General features: G+C 63.5%; 20 protein-coding genes. 15 read left to right on the top strand and 5 right to left on the bottom strand.

Going from position 1 to position 18,936, the window contains the following annotated elements; genetic code table 11:
• The 9 genes from HWE17_RS25130 to mdcH form a co-directional block, all read left to right on the top strand.
• Nucleotides 1-657: malonate decarboxylase subunit alpha (locus HWE17_RS25130; RefSeq protein ID WP_176390667.1), on the top strand; the 657-nt coding region annotated here is incomplete at its 5' end.
• A 17-nt stretch (nt 658-674) separates the two neighbouring features.
• On the top strand, nt 675-1,541 hold the full coding sequence (locus tag HWE17_RS25135; protein ID WP_255206385.1) for a triphosphoribosyl-dephospho-CoA synthase: 867 nt from the start codon (nt 675-677) through the stop codon (nt 1,539-1,541).
• On the top strand, nt 1,528-1,836 hold the full coding sequence (locus tag HWE17_RS25140; RefSeq protein ID WP_176390669.1) for a malonate decarboxylase subunit delta: 309 nt from the start codon (nt 1,528-1,530) through the stop codon (nt 1,834-1,836). Before HWE17_RS25135 ends, HWE17_RS25140 begins: the two co-directional genes overlap by 14 nt.
• Nucleotides 1,833-2,687, top strand: a complete 855-nt coding sequence (locus tag HWE17_RS25145; RefSeq protein ID WP_176390670.1) for a biotin-independent malonate decarboxylase subunit beta — start codon at nt 1,833-1,835, stop codon at nt 2,685-2,687. Before HWE17_RS25140 ends, HWE17_RS25145 begins: the two co-directional genes overlap by 4 nt.
• The gene (mdcE, locus tag HWE17_RS25150; protein WP_176390671.1) at nt 2,684-3,496 is read left to right on the top strand and encodes a biotin-independent malonate decarboxylase subunit gamma; all 813 of its coding nucleotides are present in this window, start codon (nt 2,684-2,686) and stop codon (nt 3,494-3,496) included. Before HWE17_RS25145 ends, mdcE begins: the two co-directional genes overlap by 4 nt.
• 55 nt (nt 3,497-3,551) lie before the next feature.
• A complete protein-coding gene (gene madL / locus HWE17_RS25155) occupies nt 3,552-3,953 on the top strand; it encodes a malonate transporter subunit MadL (RefSeq protein WP_176390672.1) in 402 nt (133 codons plus the stop codon).
• Nucleotides 3,946-4,710: a malonate transporter subunit MadM gene (gene madM, locus HWE17_RS25160; protein WP_035818466.1), complete on the top strand. Its 765-nt coding sequence runs from the start codon at nt 3,946-3,948 to the stop codon at nt 4,708-4,710. Before madL ends, madM begins: the two co-directional genes overlap by 8 nt.
• On the top strand, nt 4,710-5,318 hold the full coding sequence (locus HWE17_RS25165; protein ID WP_176390673.1) for a malonate decarboxylase holo-ACP synthase: 609 nt from the start codon (nt 4,710-4,712) through the stop codon (nt 5,316-5,318). Before madM ends, HWE17_RS25165 begins: the two co-directional genes overlap by 1 nt.
• Nucleotides 5,315-6,253 (top strand): malonate decarboxylase subunit epsilon, encoded by a 939-nt coding sequence (gene mdcH / locus HWE17_RS25170; protein ID WP_176390674.1) that lies wholly within the window; start codon nt 5,315-5,317, stop codon nt 6,251-6,253. The genes HWE17_RS25165 and mdcH overlap by 4 nt, the downstream gene beginning before the upstream one ends.
• Here mdcH and HWE17_RS25175 read toward each other — a convergent pair.
• Together HWE17_RS25175 and HWE17_RS25180 are read right to left on the bottom strand one after the other, a co-directional pair.
• Nucleotides 6,250-8,553 (bottom strand): TonB-dependent receptor, encoded by a 2,304-nt coding sequence (locus HWE17_RS25175; protein ID WP_255206386.1) that lies wholly within the window; start codon nt 8,551-8,553, stop codon nt 6,250-6,252. The genes mdcH and HWE17_RS25175 overlap by 4 nt on opposite strands.
• Nucleotides 8,554-8,853: 300 nt before the next feature.
• A complete protein-coding gene (locus HWE17_RS25180; protein ID WP_176390676.1) occupies nt 8,854-10,101 on the bottom strand; it encodes a PepSY domain-containing protein in 1,248 nt (415 codons plus the stop codon).
• Nucleotides 10,102-10,334: 233 nt separating this feature from the next.
• On the opposite strand from HWE17_RS25180, the gene HWE17_RS25185 reads away from it, so the two are divergent.
• The 5 genes from HWE17_RS25185 to HWE17_RS25205 all read left to right on the top strand — a co-directional run bounded on the left by HWE17_RS25185 (nt 10,335) and on the right by HWE17_RS25205 (nt 14,884).
• Nucleotides 10,335-11,165, top strand: a complete 831-nt coding sequence (locus HWE17_RS25185; RefSeq protein ID WP_176390677.1) for an alpha/beta fold hydrolase — start codon at nt 10,335-10,337, stop codon at nt 11,163-11,165.
• Between the two features lie 11 nt (nt 11,166-11,176).
• Nucleotides 11,177-12,712 carry an ATP-binding protein gene (locus HWE17_RS25190; protein WP_176390678.1) on the top strand — a complete coding sequence of 512 codons (1,536 nt, stop codon included), beginning with the start codon at nt 11,177-11,179 and terminating at the stop codon, nt 12,710-12,712.
• A gap of 476 nt (nt 12,713-13,188) precedes the next feature.
• The gene (locus HWE17_RS25195) at nt 13,189-13,587 is read left to right on the top strand and encodes a hypothetical protein (protein ID WP_176390679.1); all 399 of its coding nucleotides are present in this window, start codon (nt 13,189-13,191) and stop codon (nt 13,585-13,587) included.
• A 310-nt stretch (nt 13,588-13,897) separates the two neighbouring features.
• Nucleotides 13,898-14,416, top strand: coding sequence for a hypothetical protein (locus HWE17_RS25200; protein WP_176390680.1), 519 nt, complete (start codon nt 13,898-13,900; stop codon nt 14,414-14,416).
• Between the two features lie 63 nt (nt 14,417-14,479).
• The gene (locus HWE17_RS25205; protein WP_099403503.1) at nt 14,480-14,884 is read left to right on the top strand and encodes a hypothetical protein; all 405 of its coding nucleotides are present in this window, start codon (nt 14,480-14,482) and stop codon (nt 14,882-14,884) included.
• Nucleotides 14,885-14,927: 43 nt separating this feature from the next.
• Here the strand turns inward: HWE17_RS25205 and HWE17_RS25210 are convergent, their stop codons facing one another.
• The 3 genes from HWE17_RS25210 to HWE17_RS25220 all read right to left on the bottom strand — a co-directional run bounded on the left by HWE17_RS25210 (nt 14,928) and on the right by HWE17_RS25220 (nt 17,892).
• The gene (locus tag HWE17_RS25210; RefSeq protein ID WP_176390681.1) at nt 14,928-16,145 is read right to left on the bottom strand and encodes an MFS transporter; all 1,218 of its coding nucleotides are present in this window, start codon (nt 16,143-16,145) and stop codon (nt 14,928-14,930) included.
• Between the two features lie 294 nt (nt 16,146-16,439).
• A complete protein-coding gene (locus tag HWE17_RS25215; RefSeq protein ID WP_176390682.1) occupies nt 16,440-16,856 on the bottom strand; it encodes an SRPBCC family protein in 417 nt (138 codons plus the stop codon).
• 19 nt (nt 16,857-16,875) lie between these two features.
• On the bottom strand, nt 16,876-17,892 hold the full coding sequence (locus HWE17_RS25220; protein ID WP_176390683.1) for an aldo/keto reductase: 1,017 nt from the start codon (nt 17,890-17,892) through the stop codon (nt 16,876-16,878).
• A 102-nt stretch (nt 17,893-17,994) separates the two neighbouring features.
• On the opposite strand from HWE17_RS25220, the gene HWE17_RS25225 reads away from it, so the two are divergent.
• Nucleotides 17,995-18,906, top strand: a complete 912-nt coding sequence (locus HWE17_RS25225; RefSeq protein ID WP_035818483.1) for a LysR family transcriptional regulator — start codon at nt 17,995-17,997, stop codon at nt 18,904-18,906.
• Nucleotides 18,907-18,936: the final 30 nt, after the last annotated feature.

Raw genomic sequence — 18,936 nt, forward strand, 5'->3', positions numbered from 1 at the left:
TCCATGCGCTCGAACCGAGCCCTGTGCCAGCTGGCTGGCCAGTACGCGGTCGATCTGTTCATCGGCGCCACCTTGCAGATGGATGGCCTGGGCAACTCGTCCACCGTGACGAATGGCCGCCTGGCCGGCTTCGGCGGCGCGCCCAACATGGGCCACGACCCGCATGGCCGGCGCCACCCGACGCCGGCCTGGCTGGACCTGATCGAGACGGACGACCCGCTCGCGCGCGGCAAGAAGCTGGTGGTGCAGATGGTCGAGACGTTCCAGGATGGCGGCCAGCCGACGATCGTCGAATCGCTCGACGCCGTGGCAGTGGGCCAGGCCAGCGGCATGCCGCTCGCGCCCGTGATGATCTATGGCGACGACGTCACCCACGTGCTGACGGAAGAGGGCATCGCCTACCTGTACAAGGCCCGCTCGCTCGACGAACGCAAGGCCATGCTGGCGGCGGTCGCTGGCGTGACGCCCATCGGCCTGCGCCACGACCCGAAGACGACGGCGAAATTGCGCGCCGACGGCCTGATCGCGCTGCCCGAGGATATCGGCGTGCAGCGCGGCGCGGCGAACCGCTCGCTGCTGGCGGCGAAAAGCATCGCCGACCTGGTCGAATGGTCGGACGGCCTGTATCAACCACCCGCCAAATTCAGGAGCTGGTAATGATTGCAATGAGCACAATGATGATAAGGCCAGTGCAGAGACGTTCTGCCGCGCTGGGACGGCAAGTGCTGCAGGCGCTGCTCGATGAAGTGACCTTGACGCCGAAACCGGGCCTGGTCGATTTGCGCAGCCGTGGCGCCCACACGGACTTGAATTGGGCCCTGATGTGCCATTCGGCCTGCGTGCTGGAGCCCGTGTTTGCCGCCATGGCCGACGCTGGCGCGCAGAGTGAAGACGACGACCAGCTGCGCCAGCGCATCGGCGCCATCGGCCGCGATGGCGAGGCGCTGATGCTGGCGGCGACGGGCGGCGTGAACACGCACCGGGGCGCCATCTGGGCGCTGGGTCTCCTGGTGACGGCGGCGGCGCAGCAGGGCGCGCGCGGCGCATCGCTGGCGCCAACAGCCGTGGCGGCGCGGGCCGGTGCGCTGGCCCGTTTGCATGACCGCGGCGCGCCTGGCGCCACCGGCAACAAGGGCGAGCTGGCGTGCCGCCAGTACCAGGTCGACGGCGCACGGGGCCAGGCCCGCGCCGGCTTTCCGCTGGTGACAGATGTGGGGCTGGCGCAGCTGTACGCCTCGCGGGCGCGCGGCGACAACGAAACGACGGCGCGCCTGAACGCCTTGCTGGCGATTATCAGCCAGCTGGACGACACCTGCGTGCTGTCGCGCGGCGGCGAGACGGCCCTACTGGCATTACAGGCAGGGGCGGCGCGGGTGCTGGCGGCCGGCGGCGCGGCCACGGCCGACGGTTCACAAGCGCTGCTGGCGCTGGAAGCGGTGGCGCTGGCGCGCGGCGTGTCGCCTGGCGGCGCGGCCGATCTGCTGGCCGCGACCCTGTTCCTCGACCGATTGACACAGGGAGAAGCGCATGGAAACGCGTGACTATACATTCCCGGCCGGGCAGCCGGCGTCTAGCCGCGCCCTGGCCGGCGTCGTCGGCTCGGGCGATCTGGAAGTGCTGCTGCAGCCAGGCGACGATGGCGTGACCCGCATCGTCGTCAACACCTCCGTCGATGGCAAGGGCGCCGTGTGGGATGCGCTCCTGCAGCGCGTATTCGGCGGCGAGCCGCTGCCGGCGGCGCGCATCGTCATCAACGATTGCGGCGCCACGCCGGGCGTGGTGCGCATGCGCATCGAGCAAGCCTACGAAGAATTGCAAGCGGGGAGGACGGCATGAGCACCTTGAAGGAATTGCTGGAGCGCGACAGCTTCATCGAACGCGGGGCGCGCAGCCGGGCCAGGGCCTTGCTGGACGCTGGCAGCATGCGCGAACTGCTCGATCCGTTCTGCGGCATCGCCTCGCCCTGGCTGCCGCAACAAGGCGTGACGGCCCAGGCGGATGACGGCGTGGTGGTGGCCAAGGGCCTGTTCGACGGCCAGCCGGCCGTGGTGCTGGCCATCGAAGGCGCCTACCAGGGCGGCAGCATGGGCGAAGTGGGCGGCGCGAAAATCGCCGGCGCGCTGGAACTGGCGGCGCGCGACAACCGCAACGGCATACCGACACGCGCCGTGATCCTGTTCGAGACGGGCGGCGTGCGCCTGCAGGAAGCCAACCTGGGCCTCGCTGCCATCGCCGACATCCATGCGGCGATTGTCGATCTGCGCCGCTACCAGCCCGTGATCGGGATCACGGCCGGCACCGTCGGCTGCTACGGCGGCATGTCGATCGCGGCAGGTCTGTGCAGTTACTTGATCGTCACGCGCGAGGCGCGCCTGGGGCTCAATGGTCCCGCCGTGATCGAGCAGGAAGCGGGCGTGGACGAATTCGACTCGCGCAACAAACCGTTCATCTGGAGCCTCACGGGCGGCGAGCAGCGTTTCCACAGCGGCCTGGCCGACGCCTATGTCGAGGACGATACGGCGCAGATGCGCGCCACAGTGGCCGCATTGTTCGCACGCGGCGTGCCGGCACAGCACCGCAGCAGTCAGGCAGATGATTTTCTCGCCCGCCTGGCGCAAGTGGACGCCGGGCCGCAAGCCACGCCGCAAGCCGTGCGCGCCATCTACAGCAAAGGAACCGCAGCATGAACGCCATCACCGATACGAGCCGGGGCGCCGTCTGGCTGGCGGCACTCACGAATAACGCTGCGCCGCTGGACGGCTACCCGCCTTCCGTGCGCGTGGTCGACGCTCCGCTGGCCGGAGAAACTGCGCGCTACCTCGCCGTGCTGCCCGACCCGGACAACCGGTTTACGCGCGCCCGTACCGGTGAAATCGGCCTGGTCGAGGCGTGGCAGCTGGCGCGCGCCGTGCAGCAGGTGGTGCTTGAGGACCGTGACCTGGCCGTGAAACGGCCCATCGTCGCCGTCATCGACGTGGCCAGCCAGGCGTATGGCCGGCGCGAGGAAGCGTACGGCATCCACCAGGCGCTGGCCGGCGCGGCGGGGGCGTATGCCGAGGCGCGCCTGGCCGGCCATCCCGTGATTGGCCTGATCGTCGGCAAGGCCATGTCGGGCGCCTTCCTCGCGCACGGCTACCAGGCCAACCGCCTGATCGCGCTCGACGATCCGCAAGTGATGGTGCATGCGATGGGCAAGGCCTCGGCCGCGCGCATCACCCTGCGCACCGTGGCGGCGCTCGAAGCGCTGGCCGCAAGCATCGCGCCGATGGCCTACGACATTGGCAACTACGCCACCCTGGGCCTGCTGTGGCAAACCTTGCAGGTGGCGCAGCCGGACGATCCGTCCCAGCTTGATCTGGCACAGGTGCAGGGCAGCCTGCAGGCGGCGCTGGCCGACATCCGCGCCGATCCGCAGCGCGACCTGTCCAGCCGCCTGGGCGCGCCGCACCGCCAGGCGTCGGCAAAAGTCAGGGAGGTGCTGGGGCAGCAGTGGTAAGTGAAACAACAGAGAAGACACCAAGTCATTCCTATTCCTATAACGGAGACAAATCATGATCATTTACGGAACCGCACTGCTGGCCTTATGCCATTTGCTCGGCATCTTCCTGGGCGACCTGCTCGGGCAGCTGATGGGCGTCAAGACCAACGTGGGCGGCGTGGGCATCGCCATGCTGCTGCTGATCTGCGCCCGGCTCTACATGCAGCGGCGCGCCTGGCTGCCGCAGATGACGGAACGGGGCGTCGAATACTGGGGCGCCATGTATATTCCCGTGGTGGTGGCGATGGCGGCGCAGCAGGACGTGGTGGCGGCGCTGCGTGGCGGGCCGGTGGCCGTGCTGGCCGCCATCGGTTCCGTGCTGGTCTGCGGCGCCGTCATTTCTCTGATGAACAGGATGGAAAACCCCGCCGCCGAAGCCGACCCGATGTTGATCAAGGAGCACCGTCATGCTTGAACTCTTTGAAAAAGCCGCCATCCACAACGGCCTGGTGACGGCATTCGCCTTTGTCGGCCTGATCATGCTGCTGTCGGTGGCGCTGTCGAAGTATCTGACCCTGGGCCGCGTGCATGGCTCGGCCATCGCCATCGTGATCGGGCTGGGCCTCGCTTACTGGGGCGGCGTGCATAGCGGCGGCCACAAGGGACTGGCCGATTTGTCGCTGTTCGGCGGCATCGGTCTGATGGGCGGCGCCATGCTGCGCGACTTTGCCATCGTCGCCACGGCCTTCGAGGTGCAGGCGACGGAAGCGCGCAAGGCGGGCCTGATCGGCGTCGTGGCGCTGATGCTGGGCGTGGTGCTGCCGTTTCTCGTCGGCGCTGGCGTGGCGTACGCGTTTGGCTATTCGGACGCCGTCAGCATGACCACCATCGGCGCCGGCGCCGTCACGTACATCGTCGGCCCCGTCACGGGTGCGGCCATCGGCGCCAGCTCGGACGTCATGGCCCTGAGTATCGCGGCGGGCCTCATCAAGGCCATCCTGGTGATGGTGGGCACGCCCGCCGCGGCGCGCTTTTTGCGCCTGAAAACGCCGCGTTCGGCCATGGTCTTCGGCGGCCTGGCCGGCACCGTCAGCGGCGTGTCGGCGGGCCTGGCCGCCACCGACCGCAAACTGGTGCCGTATGGCGCGCTGGTGGCCACGTTTCATACGGGCCTGGGCTGCTTACTGGGCCCTTCGCTGCTGTTCTTTGCCGTCAAGGCGGTGGTGGCCTGATGGAAGCCTGGCGCGCGCATGATTTGCTGTGGCTGGACGGCTTGCCGGACGACGCATGCTTGCCCGTCTGGGCCGACGCCGCCTGGCTGCAGGCCGCACCGGTGGTGGTGCGGCGCGCCAGCTGCTTGCCCGGGCGCATCCCCGTGGGCTTGCGCGGCATGCTGCGCAGCGAGCGGCACGGGTTTGAAATAGACGCTGCCGCCGTCGCGCGCCGCGTGACACCGGAAATGCTGGCGCATGCGCCTGTGGCGGATTTTTCCTGCGCCGCGCTGTACGCGCTACGGCTGGTGGCGCCGCTGCTCGACGCCACGGGTTGGGCCTGGGGGCCGACGGGCGGCGCGGGTTTCGCGCTGGCCAGCGGCTTGCCCGTGCTGCGCGCCGACAGCGACCTCGATCTCGTGCTGCGCATCGGCGCGCCGCCGGACCTCGCCCAGGCCGACGCCCTGCGCGCCATCGCGGCCACTGTCACGGCGTGCCGGCTGGACCTGCAGATCGACACGGGCCGTGGCGGCTTTGCGTATGCCGAGTGGGCGGCGGGGCGGGCCAAGGTCTTGCTGAAAACGGATCACGGTCCCGTGCTGACGGCCACGCCATGGGAGCTGGCATGAGCGTGTTATTTACCTTTCCCGGCCAGGGCGCCCAGACTCCGGGCATGTTGCATGCGCTGCCCGGTGATGCTGCCGTGGCGGCGGTTCTGGCCGAAGCGGCGGACGTGCTGGGTCACGATCCCTTGGCGCTGGACACGGCTGCCGCGCTGGCCTCGACGCGGGCCGTGCAACTGTGTTTGCTGATCGCGGGCGTGGCCATGGCGCGTTCCTTGGTCGCGCGCGGCGCGTTGCCGGACATGGTGGTCGGCTTTTCCATTGGCGAATATGCGGCGGCCGTCGTCGCCGGCGCGCTCGATTATGCGGACGCCGTGCGCCTGGTGGCGCGGCGCGGCGAGTTGATGGAACAAGCGTATCCCACCGGCTACGGCATGGCGGCCATCATCGGACTTGATCTTGCGCAGCTGGAACCCTTGCTGGCGCAAGTGCATGGCGCGGCCACGCCCGTGTATGTCGCCAACCTGAACGCGCCGCGCCAGATCGCCATTGCCGGCAGCGAAGCCGCCTTGCACGCCGTGATGGCGCTTGCCCTCGCGCATGGCTCCAGCAAGGCCAAGCGCCTGGCCGTCAGCGTGCCATCGCATTGCCCGTTGATGGAGGCTGCCGCGGGCGACATGGCTGCCGCCTTCGATGGTGTGGTAGTGCGCCGGCCATCGCTCGTCTACCTGAGCAGCAGCGCGGCGCGCGCGCTGTTCGACCCGGCCCGCATCCGCGACAGCCTGGCCGCCAACATGGCGCAGCGCGTGCAGTGGAACAGTACCGTGCGCCTGGCGTGGGAGCGGGGCGCACGGCTGGCGCTGGAAATGCCGCCTGGCAGCGTCCTGACGCGGCTGACGGCGCCCGACTTCACGGACGGCGTGGCCATCTGCTGCGATGGCAACCGCAGCGACAGCCTGCTGGCGCTGGTGAGGCGGGAGCGGGACGGCGCCGCGCCTTAGAGCCTGGCACTCAGTCCAATCTGGAAGCCACGGCCCGGCAAGGGCGCGATATATTTCAGTGGAGAATTGTGCGGCCTGGCATCGTTATCGAGCAGGTTGGTGCCGCTAATAAATACTTCGAGGCCTGCGAACGGTGAATTCGGCACCTGCAGTGCGCGGCTCACCTGGAAGTTCACCATGGTGTAGCCGTCGAGCGGCACTTCCTCGCTGACGCTTTTGCCCAGATACTTCTGCTTGTCGTACCAGGTGCCGGAAAGCCGGGTCTTCCACCCCTGGTTTTCCCACAGCACGTTGGCGCCATAGCGGTTGGTGGGCATGTTGGGCAGATAGGCGCCGTCGTTGTGCGCGCGCAGCTTGTCGGGATTGTCCGCCTTGTTCTTGACCAGGTCGGCAAATGCGGAGAGGTTCAGCTTGCCGTAGCCGCCAAGCTGAATCACCTGGGAGGCATCGATCTCGAATCCCCTGACCGTCGTATCGGTCTGCTTCCAATATTTCAAGGGCAAGCGATTGGCCATCTGCGCTCCCGAATGGCCAAGGTAGAGATAGTTTTCGTACTTCATGACGTAGCCCGTTGCGGACAGCTGGAAGCCGCGATTGGCGAATAAGCCCGTAAGCTCGGTATTCCGCGCGCGCTCGGCCTTCAGGTCCTGGTTGCCTTCTTCCTGCGTCATGATCGAATAGTGGCGGTTGCTCGCGTACAACTCATTGACGTCGGGTGCTCTTTCCGAGGCGGCATAGCGCAGCTTCGCGCCGAAAAGCTGGCCCAGCTTGGCCGAGGCCCCCAGGCTATAGCTGTTCAGGCTGAACGACTTGTCCTCGAGTTTGACATTTTTCGCATTCCTCGACGTCTTGAAGCCGCTCTTGCGGATCTCGTGGTCCACTTTTTCATGGCGAAAGCCGGCATCGAAAGTGGCCCAGTCGAGGTCGAGGCTCTCCTTGACGAACAGGGCATTGCTGACCGTGCTCGCATCGGGCAGGTACAGTTGAGGTCCGCTACCGGCGATTTCCCGGGATTGATGGCTCAAGCCAAGCAAGCCGCTCAATGGGCCCGCGCGCCGGTGCGCCAGCAGCAGTTCGGCCTGATTGGTGTCGAACTGGTAATCGTTCGCCTTGGCCGCACCGAGACGTTCTCCCGACGTATTGTTCAGGCGGGATACGCGCAGCTGCGCGCTTTCCATATACGCGACGGGGTCGAGCAGCTTCGCTTCCAGCGCATATTTATCCTGGCTGATCACGACGCCGACGGGCAGTCCCTCGTCATAGTTCGCGCCGAACGACTTGTTTTCCATGGAAAAGCCCGGCACGCCATACTCGCTATTTTTGGTGTCGACGCTGACGGCCACGTAGCCGCGATCGAAAAAGTAGGTGCTGCCGACGGCAAAGTGGGAGTTGCTGGCATGGCTGTTGCCCAGGGTGCCGTGGTAGTCGGGAGTCACATCCTTGTTGATCTTGTTTTGCACCGTCTTGGGCGTACCGGGCACGTAAGCGGGGTTGGCCGGATTGACGTAGGTCTTGCGCTGCCAGACGGAGGTCGGCTGATTCGTATAGAAGGAAAAATCACCGTCGGCCCAGTCCGGATTTTCCTTCATGAACTGGTCGATAAACGGTTGCGACGCCTTGTTGTAGACTTGCTGGATCCTCGCTTCTTTCTGGCAACTGTCGGCCAGAAAGGTATTCACGCCGCCCTTCGAAGGAAACAGCTGGCTGTTGCACACGGCGGCCTTGCTGTTGCCCGGAATATCGTAGTGTCCGATCTTCTGGAAGGACATCTGCAGGTTGGTCGAGAAGCGCTTGCCATCGTTGAAGTTCATGCGCAAGCCCTGGGCGTTGGCGTCGTTGAAGCCCTTGCGCAGGACGGATTCCAGGTCTTTCGGCTTGTCCTCCATCTTCCTGGAAATGAGGCCGGAATCGACGTCGACGCTGCCGCCAATCGCATTGCCGCCAAAACGCACGCTATCGGACGATTTGTTGACGGTCACGCTGCGCGCAAACAGGGGATCGAACGGGATGTTGATGTCGCCGCTGAGCGCATTCATGCCGAGGATGGACTGGCCATCTTCAAGTATCTGCACGCGGCTGCCGCTCAGGCTGCGTATCACCGGTGCGCCTGCATTCGGCCCGAAGGCGCTGCTTTGCACGCCCGAGACATGCTCGAGCATGTTGCCCAAGGTCCTGTTCTGGGCTTGCGTATTTTCGACCAGAACGACGCTGTCGATGGTGGAAGGCTTGTCTGCCCGGACTTTGATGGTCTGTAAGGTAACGTCGTCGGCCGCGTAAGCGAGCGGGGCAGTGGACAGCATGGCGGCTGCGAATACGTGATGGCGCATAAGACTCTCTAAAAAGACGGAATGGGTGCTGGCGCTGGACGCAGGCGCAGCGCGAAGGTGTAGATGCAATTAAGTTGCAATAATAACTTGCACCTAACTCTATTGCAAGTAAACTGCATTTAGCCGCATGGAGAGCGCAGCGCGGACAGCCGGCATGAGCCGGCTACCGTGTAGCGAAGTGCGGAGGTGGGGTGGAGTTACGCGGTGCGCGTGTGCGGCGAAGGCTGAATGCGTCCGCCTGCGCCGTGATGGGGGTGCTGCTTCAGGTAAGCTTCAATGGCTTCGCGCCTGCAGCCGGCGCGCGCGCCGTTTGCGCTCCCAGATGACGATGCCCGTCACCGACAGCATGGCCACCATCACGCCCATGAAGGACATCATGATGCGGCCCGGCAAGCCGAGGATGCGGCCCGAGTGCAGGGGGAATTGCAGTTGCACGAAGACATCGGCCGCCGTACCTTCCCACGGCTTGTGCTGGCCGATGATGCTGCCGTCCATGCCGTCGACGTAGAGGTTCGACAGGCCCATGCCGGCCGCGCCGAATTCGTCGGCCGGGTCGAAGAAGGAGACGTTGTAGAACGAGTAATTGCCGCCATAATAAATGCCGCCGATGGGCGCCGTGATGCCACGCTGCACGGCCTGCTTTTTGGCGATGTCCACCGCCTGTTCAAAACCGATCACGGGTGTGATGTAGGTGCCGTAGGGCGCCGGCGTCTGCGTTTCGTACGGTCCCGGCGTGGTGGTGGAGACGAGCGACATGACGGGATAAAACACTTCGCGGTACAGGTTCAGCGAGAACGAGGTAAACGCGACAACAATAATGACGGCCCACACCCACAGGCCGCCCGCGCGGTGCAGGTCGAAATTGAGCTTGTAGCCGCCGGCCGCCCAGCGCACGACCCACGACGGTTTCCACCGCCGCCACCAGCTGGCGGCGTCGCGGTGGCGCGGCGTTTCGTCTTGCGCGCGCGGGCGCAAACGGCGCGGCGTGGTCAGGTAAAACGCCACCATGCTGTCGAGCAACCAGATCAGGGCAACCGTCCCCATCAGCCAGTAACCCCAGCGGTCCGTGCCCCAGAAGGCGGGCACGTGCAGGCTGTAGTGCAGATGGCGCAAGAACGGCATCAGGCTGCGGCGCGACAGGGAAATGGCCGTCGAATCGCGCGTGCCCGTGATCTGCGCCGTGACGGGGTCGATGTAGACGGTGTTGTAGTCGAGCACGAACGGCTTGTTCGTGGCCGGGTCGGTCAATGGGCGCACCATGAAGGCGCCCGCATGGCCTTCTTCCAGGCCCAGGGTCATGTAATTGACTTCCACGCGCGGGTCGGCAGCGGCGACTTTTTGCGCCAGCACAAATGGTTGCTGCAGGGGACCGCGGCCCGGCGTGTCCATGATGTCGGCGTTGAGCCACTCGTCCAGTTCGTGGTCCCATGAGGTGACGGCGCCCGTGAGGCCCGCAACGATGAGGAAGAGGGCGATGGTGAGACCGGCCCAGCGGTGTATGACAGTCCAGAAAGCGCGCATGCGGTACAAACCTTCAACATGAAACCGGCTTGTTGCCGCCAGCAGGCGCCACCGGGGCGCACAGGGCCAGGCACGAGCCTGGCATTTTGATAATGGGAATCGTTCTCATTATCCGCCGTGGCGTGGCGTTTGTCCAGCGCCACTGATGTTGCCCAAGGTTAAATAGCGCATGCTAAGATGCTAGCAAGAAGTTAATTTACATTCCACATGGAAATATTCAAGGCTGAAGCGGCATGCGCATAGAAGACCGGAACAATGTCCGCATTCGCGAATGCAGCGCCGTGCCGCCAAGGCACGCGGCAACCACCATGGTGTTCATGCATGGCTTTGGCTGCGATCAAACCATGTGGCGCTACCTGGAACCGCTGTTTCGCCCCCACTACCGCACCGTGCTGTTCGACCTGGTCGGCAGCGGCGCTTCCGACCTGGGCGCCTATGATTTCGAAAGCTACGCGCGGCTCGACGCGCATGGCGCCGATTTGCGCCGGGTCATCCATGCCGTTGGCGGCGGCCCCGTGATTTGCGTCGGCCATTCCGTCAGCGCCATGAGTGCCTTGCTGGCGACCATTGCCGAACCGGAGCTGTTCGCCGCGCAAGTCATGCTGGCGCCGTCACCGTGCTATGTCGACGATGCGGCGGCCGGCTACCGTGGCGGCTTCAGCCGTGCCGATATCGACGACTTGCTCGATGCCATGGACAGCAATTACCTGGGCTGGTCCGCCGGCATGGCGCCTGCCATCATGGGCGCGCCCGACCAGCCGGTGCTGGCAGGCGACCTGGTGAGCAGCTTTTGCCGCACGGATCCCGCCATCGCCCGGCATTTCGCGCAAGCGACGTTCTTGTCCGACCACCGCGCCGTCTTGCCGCACAACAGCATACCGGCCCTGATCGTGCAATGCAGCGACGACTTCATCGCGCCGCCGTTTGTGGGCGAATACCTGCGCGAGATGCTGCCGCACAGCAGCCTGCACGTGGTCGACAATGTCGGCCATTGCCCGCACATGAGCGCGCCCGATGCCAGCTACCGCGCCGTCCGCCACTTTCTCGACGGCCTGCACCTGTAATGCGCGACACGATGCCTTCCTTGCCTGATACCACTACCTTGTTCCAGCACGCGGCCTGCGGTTTGTTGCTGTGCACGGCCGACGGCACCATCGTGCAGGCGAACGCCACGTTTTGCGGCTGGCTCGGCTATGGCGCCGAAGAATTGATCGGGAAAAAGAAGTTGCAGGACTTGCTGACCATCGGCGGGCGCGTGTTTCACCAGACGCACTGGCTGCCGTTGATGCAGGTGCAGGGCAGCGTATCGGAAATATTGCTCGACATGCGCCAGCGCCAGGGGCAATCCATCCCCATGCTGTTCAACGCCGTGCGCCGCGTGCATGACGGCGTTCGCTATGACGAGATCGCCGCCTTTGTCGCCAGCGACCGGCGCAAGTACGAACAGCAGCTGCAACTGGCGCGCAAGGAGGCGGGCGAACTCAACGAGCAGCTGGCGGCCGCCGACCGGCGCAAGGACGAATTCCTGGCCACCCTGGCGCACGAACTGCGCAATCCGCTGGCGCCCATGCGCAATGTGCTGGAAGTGTTGCGCCTGGCGCAGCTGGATGACCCGCAGCTGTGCTGGGCGCGCGACGTGCTGGGCCGGCAGGTGGGCCACATGACGCACCTGGTCGACGATTTGATGGAAGTGTCGCGCATCACGCAAGGCCGTCTGGAACTGCGCCGCGCCAGCGTGGAACTGGCGCCCGTAGTGGAGGCCGCCCTGCACAGCGTGGCGGAGCTGGCGGCGCAATCGGGCCACAAGGTGCTCGTGGAGCAATGGCCGCAAGCTGTCTGGCTCGACGCCGACGCCACGCGCCTGGGGCAGATGATCGGCAACCTGCTGACCAACGCCGTCAAGTACACGCCCGCCAACGGCATCATCGGGCTGGACGTGGCATGCACGGAAAACGACGTACACATTACCGTGCGTGATTCGGGCATCGGTATCGCGCCTGAGCACCTGGACAAGGTATTTGACCTGTTTTCGCAGCTGGAGCCGGCCCTGTCGCGGGCTCAGGGTGGGCTGGGCATCGGCCTGTCGCTGGTGCGCGGCCTGGCCGAATTGCATGGCGGCAGCATCAGCGCGCACAGCGATGGCGTCGGGCAGGGCAGCACCTTTACATTGCGTCTGCCGCTGCCGGCCGTGCCTTTGCTGGCGCCGCCCGAATCCAACCGCCGCTTGCTGGCCGGCACGCGCGAGGGCAAGGTGCTGGTCATCGACGACAGCGCCGACGCGGCCGAAAGCCTGGCGCTGGCGCTCGACATCCTCGGCTATGACGTGCGCACGGCCTACGATGGCCCGGCCGGCATGGCGGCGGCGCAAGTTTTCATGCCACAAGTGATCCTGCTCGATATCGGCTTGCCGCACATGAATGGCTATGACGTGGCGCGCCTGTTCCGTAGTGAACCCTGCGGCAAGGACGCCATCCTCGTGGCCGTCACGGGCTGGGGCCAGGACAAGGATCGCCAGATGGCGTCCGATGCGGGCTTCGATTTGCACCTGACCAAGCCCGTGGATTTTTACGAGCTCGATGCAGTGCTGCAAAAGATGCTGCAAACGAGCTGAGTTGCCGCAGGGCCGTCCGGCCCGCATGCGGCAGCCATTGCCTGCGCCTGTTCGCCTCCCATCATCTATTTCCGTTGAAATACCTCACTTGTTTGCGGTAAATCAAACACGGAATACCAATACTCAATTCATAAAAAATTTCATTTAAAAATTAAATGTTATTAATGGATAGATTCTGATTATTATTAAAAATAATTTGACTTGAAAAAATAATTAAAATATCCTCTCATCGTGGTTGCGATAATGCGGGTCAAAAAATATTATTGATCATCAAGCGCACGATATTATCGATAGATTTGGTGATTTATTGATATATTCTGTGTATTTTTAATTGATACATTTCGCGTGTTTTTATGCGCCAGTGATGCATTCCGATTGCGTGCGAAGCGCTGCCGGTAATTTGACTGGATCTTCGTTATTTCATCGCACAAAGGATAGTTGTAATGTTTAATTCCATTCCAAATAGGGGTAAATCCATGGCAACAATTAACGTACTGGTGGCGGTCAATGTCGGTCAGGCAGTGGCGCAAAAAAATCTGAGCAAGTATGTCTTCATGGTCGACACGACGGGCTACTCGGGCAACGGCAACGAAGGCGGCAATGAACTGGTGACCACCTGCCAGAACGGCGACACCATCGTCTGGAACGTCGAATCGCTGGACCCGGCCGAGCAGGTTTCCATTCACAGCTTCGGTGGCACCGCCATCAGCAATGGCATGATCAATCCGGCGCCTTACCCGCAATACAGCAATACCGTATGGGGCGGCCGCGTGAATGCCAAAGGCAGCAATGTGCAATATACGATGACCTTGTTGCTGGCGAATAACACGCTGCTGACTTTCGATCCATTCATCGTGGCGACGAATCCGCAATAAGCGAGGTGATGGCCATGTTCGGCACCTTGCGCGCATGGCCTTTTTGTTTTGATGTTTCTTTAATAATATTTTCCTGATTCCCTGGATTGCTAATTGATTCATTGGTTTCCTTGCTCTGATTAAATGCTCCGCTGCGCGGCAGTATAATTAATTGTTTCCTCTCTCGCTTATCGAAACGAGTCCCCGGTCTTTTCAATCGCTATTCCCTGCGCGTGTTTTTTTCTACCCGTCGTATAATGTGGCCGCGGCAACCATCCTTCCGGATGCCGGACACCGTTTATGGTAACGACGCGCTTGCGAAGAATAAATAATGGAACAATTGACGGAACTTGAGCTGGAATGCTTCCGGCTGCGCCATGGCGATGGCCGGGCGGACCGCTGCGTGGACTGGGCCGTGGAGCGCTTGCGCCTGGATCAGGAGGGCGACGACCTGAATATCGTGCTGCTGGCCAGCGCCCGGGGCGTTGACGAGGTGCTACCCTTGACCGAGGCCATCATCGGACGCTACCGCGGCGACACGCGCCTGGAGGAACAATTCCTCGCTGGCAAATACATCGTCGAACTGCGCGCCGCCTATCTGGCAGGCAGCGAAAGCGTGCAGTCGCTCGACGCCATCTTGACCCGCTTGTACCCGGCGCTGGGCTATCCCGACTGGCTGGTCATGCTGAGCCGCAATTGCGAATACGCGCTCGACGTGCCCGATTTTCAGCAGCCGTTCGAACTGGAATTCGACTACATCGCAAGCTTGTGGGCAGAAGCGGGCGATGTCGGCGCCTTTGAACGGCGGTATGACCGCGAGAGGTCGGACCGGCAGGGCGTGCCTTGCTGAACGAAGCTTGAGCTCATCAATATTCAGCCGTACTGATACATGCCTGACGCATGACTTGATTACATGAAGAAAATCGATATTTTTGTCTGTTCCGACGCCGGGATGCGCGCCTGTGCCAGCTGGGAAGAGGCCTTCGATGCGTTTCCCGTCACCGGCATCACCTTGCCAGGGGAACTCGATTTTGCATCGCTGGGTCAATTGCTGACCCAGTCGGCAGAACCGGTGCTGCGGCCCCTGCGGATCGAGGGGCGCGACATTCACGTATTCAATGATGCGATTGCGCAAGCAATAGGCCGGATGGCGGATGACGACTTGCTGGCGCTTGCCGTGGCATGGTCCAGAACGGCGCCATGGGCGGACCTGAATGTCCAGCCATGCGATCTGGCCGGATTGTTGATGGAATTGAAATCGAACTGGCATCGCTCTGCCACGCCGGACAAGGCGCTGTTTGCGTGGGTGGACGCTTAAGGCCGCAGGGCGCTGACGCGCCAGCGGCCGCCTGCTTATTCCATCAAGCCGGCTGCGCGCCGCTCACATTGCGGCTGCGGTTTTCCACCAGCACGGAAATGCCGAGCACGACGATGCCGCCGCAGGCCAGCATGGCGCCGACCCAGCCCGTCGAACGCAAGCCCATGCCCATGGCGATGGCGATGCCGCCGGCCCAGGCGCCCAGCGCGTTGGCGATGTTGAAGGCGGAATGGTTGAGGGCGGCGGCCACGGTTTGCGCGTCGCCGGCCACGTCCATCAAGCGCGTCTGTACGGCGGGAGCAACGGCGATGCCGGCGCCGATGGCGAACAGGTTGATCGCCGTCAGCCAGACGTTGCTGCTCGTATAAGTAAACGCGGCCAGGGCGGCCACGTTCCACAGCAGCACGCCAAAGATCGTCCACAGGCGCGAGCGGTCGGCCAGCCAGCCGCCGATCAGATTACCCACCGTCATGCCGACGCCAATAATGGCCAGCAAGATGGAAATGACCAGGGGCGACACTTTCGTGATTTCCAGCAAGGTTGGCGTGATGAAGGTGTAGACGGCGAACATGCCGCCGAAGCCGATCGCCACCATCAGCAGGGTCAGCCACACTTGCAGGCGGCGGAACACGCCCAGTTCGCGGCGCGGGCTGGAATCGCCGGCAGCGACCATCGGCACGAAGATACGCACCATCAGCATGGTCAGCAAGCCCAGCGCGGCGACCAGCAAAAAGGCCGAGCGCCAGCCGAGGGTCTGGCCGATATACGTGGCCAGCGGCACGCCGAAGATATTGGCCACGGTCAAGCCCATCAGGACACGGGCGACAGCCTGGCCCCGCTTGTCCGGTTCGGCCAGCGCGGCCGCCACCAGCGCCGCCACGCCGAAATAGGCGCCATGCGGGATGCCAGCCACGAAACGCGCCACGACCAGCAAGCCATAATTAGGGGCGATAGCGCTGAGCAAGTTGCCGCCAGCGAACATCAGCATCAGACAGATCAGCATCAGCCGGCGCGGCATGCGCGCCAGGAAGATCGTGATCAGGGGCGCGCCGACGACCACGCCCAGCGCATAGGCGCTGATCATGTGGCTCATCTGCGGCAAGGTCGTGCCCAGGTCGTCGGCCACCACGGGCAGGATGCTCATGGAGGCGAATTCGCCCGTGCCGATGGCGAGGCCGCCGATGGCCAGGGCCAGGTCGGCATAGCCGGCGCCAAAAGGCGCGGTGACGCGCGGAATCAGGGGATCTACGGAGGCGTGCATGTTCTTGTTGGTTGGGTAAAGAATGACAGGGTGGAGTGGTGCGTTGTGGCCCGGCCGGAAGTGGCAATGCGCCACCAGAGTCGACGGCTGGCCGGTATTTTCGGGCGATAGGAACTGCCCAAGGACAACATTGTAAAAGATTCGAGCAAGCTCTGCTGGGCGATGGCTAAAATCTGCTGCACTGCACACAACCGCGCTTGCACTTGTTGTTAACGATAACACGGAATCTGCGCGATTCCGCCACAGGGCAGACGAAGAAAAGCTGGCTGTGGCGGAAATGGTCTTCGCAGCGCCTTACTTCGCTAATGATTGCTGCAACGCTTCCAGTCCCGCCACATAAATGCCGTGGAACAGGTCCGTCACTTCCTGTTCGCTGACCCCGACAGGCGTAAAGCGGCCGGACCAGGTGACACGCGCGCCAGCGCTATCCGCCAGCGGCTCGACTTGCAGGGTCGACAGGTAGTCGCTGGCAGGAAACGGCGCCTGCAGGATGGAATAGCTGTAACTGCGCGCCGCATTGTCATACGCTTCCAGCTGCTCGACGATGACGTCGCCGGCCGGGTTGGCCAGGTGGCGGATGCGGCCCCCGTCGCTTAATGTGCTGCTGGGAATATAGGGCAGCCAGTCGGGCAGCGAATTGAAGCCGCCGATCAATTGCCACACTTGCGCCGGTGTGGCGGCGATGTCGATGGATGTCGTGGTATGTGCCATGATGGTATTCCTTTATATATTAGTTGGTGCCAGTTGGCAGCGGCGCGAATGCCGACACCAGTTGCTCGGCGCGCATGTCTTGCCAGAAGGCGGCGGGGATGACGCTGTTCAGTGCTTGCTGGTCTTCGGCCAGGCGTTCCGGACGGCTGGCGCCGGGGATCACGGCAGCCGCGGCCGGATTGGCCAGCGAGAATTGCAGGGCGGCCGCCTTGACGCTGACGCCATGGCGGGCGGCAATCGCCTTGATGCGTTCCACCTTAGCGATGATTTCGGGCGACGCTTTCTGGTATTCAAAGTGCGCGCCACCGGCCAGGATGCCCGAGCTGTAGGGGCCGCCGACGACGATGTCGACGTTCTGTTTTGCCGCGGCTGGCATCAATCGCTGCAGCGCCCGTTCATGGTCTAGCAGGGTGTAACGGCCGGCCAGCAGGAAGGCGTCCGGCTGGGCTTCGGCCAGGTCCAGGGTCAGTTCCAGCGGTTCCACCTTGTTCACTCCCACGCCCCAGGCCTTGATCACGCCTTCTTCGCGCAAGCGGGTCAGCACGCGGAAGGCGCCAGTGCGGGCGATCTCGAACTGCGCCAGCCAGTTGTCGCCATGGAAATCCTGGGCGATGTCGTGTACCCAGACGATGTCGAGGTAGTCCGTATCCAGGCGCTTGAGGCTGTCTTCGATCGAGCGCAGGGTGGCGTCGGCCGTATAGTCATCGACGATCTTGTTTTTGCGGCCAAATTCGAACAAACCGCCTTTTTCGCCCAGTTCGCGGGCGGCCGGGTCTTCCAGTTCATCGAGGATGAGGCGGCCGACTTTGGTGCTGAGTACGTAATCGTCGCGGCGGCGCTGCTTCAGGGCGGCGCCCAAGCGCAGCTCGGCCAGGCCGGCGCCGTAGAACGGAGCCGTATCGAAGTAGCGGATGCCCGATTCCCAGGCCGCGTCTACCGTTGCCATTGCTTCCTCTTCGGGAATGTTGCGGAACATATTGCCCAGCGGCGCCGTGCCGAAACCCAGTTTACCTGTCAGTAAGTGTTTGATACTCATGATGTTTTCCTTCAATGTGTGGATCAGTGAAGACAGAATAGCTGGACAAGTTAAGCCTGTCCAAGACATAATTGGCGCAACTTGAGTCCTGAAAGGTCTGATATGCTGGACATCCGCCAATTGCAATACTTCATCGCCGTCGCCGAGGAAGAACACGTGGGGCGCGCCGCCGAGCGCCTGCACATTTCCCAATCACCGCTGAGCCGGCAAATCGCCCAGCTTGAAGACAGGCTGGGCCTGACCCTGTTCGAGCGCAGCGCGCAGCGCATCCGCCTGACGCGCGACGGCCATACGTTTCTCGCCGAAGCGCGCGCTTTTATCACACACGGAAATCGTCTGGAAGCATTGGCGAAACGCCTGGGGCGCGGCGACGAAGGTGGCTTGTGCATCGGCTATATCGAAAACGCCATGCATGCGGGGGTGTTGCCGGACGGCTTGCGCGCCTTGCGCGCCACGCGCCCGCAGGTGCACATCGCCCTGTATAACCTGCATTCGGCCGAGCAGATCGAAGGCTTGCGCCAGCGCAGCCTCGATATCGCACTGCTGTGCGAACCGCCGCTGCCGAACGACCCGGACCTCGATTGCGCGCAAGTGCTGAGCGACCCCATGCTGCTGGCCTTGCCGGAGACGCACCCGCTGGCGGCCAAGGCCGAGCTGACCCCAGAGGATCTGGCAGGCGAGGAGTGGATTGCCGTGCTGCACAAGGAAAGCGTGCTGAAACACGATAACTTCATCGCCGCCTGCGCGCGCGCCGGTTTTACGCCCGATATCCGGCTGGAAGCAACGGAACCGCTGACGGCGCTGGGCCTGGTGGCGGCCGGACTGGGCATGGCCATGATCCAGCACAGCCTGCGCCAGCACGCGCCGGCCGGCGTCGTCGTGAGGGAACTGCCGTGGTTCAGCTATCGCACACCCTTGTGGCTGGCCTGGCACAAGGTCAACTTGCGTCCGCTGGTGGGGATTTTCCGCGAGACACTGCTGGAGCAAGCCAGCGGTGTGGCCATGGCGGCGTAAAAAGACGTATAAATAAGGCAATCATTCGTC

It is taken from the genome of Janthinobacterium sp. BJB401, from assembly GCF_013372745.1.
GTDB classification, from domain to species: domain Bacteria; phylum Pseudomonadota; class Gammaproteobacteria; order Burkholderiales; family Burkholderiaceae_D; genus Janthinobacterium; species Janthinobacterium rivuli.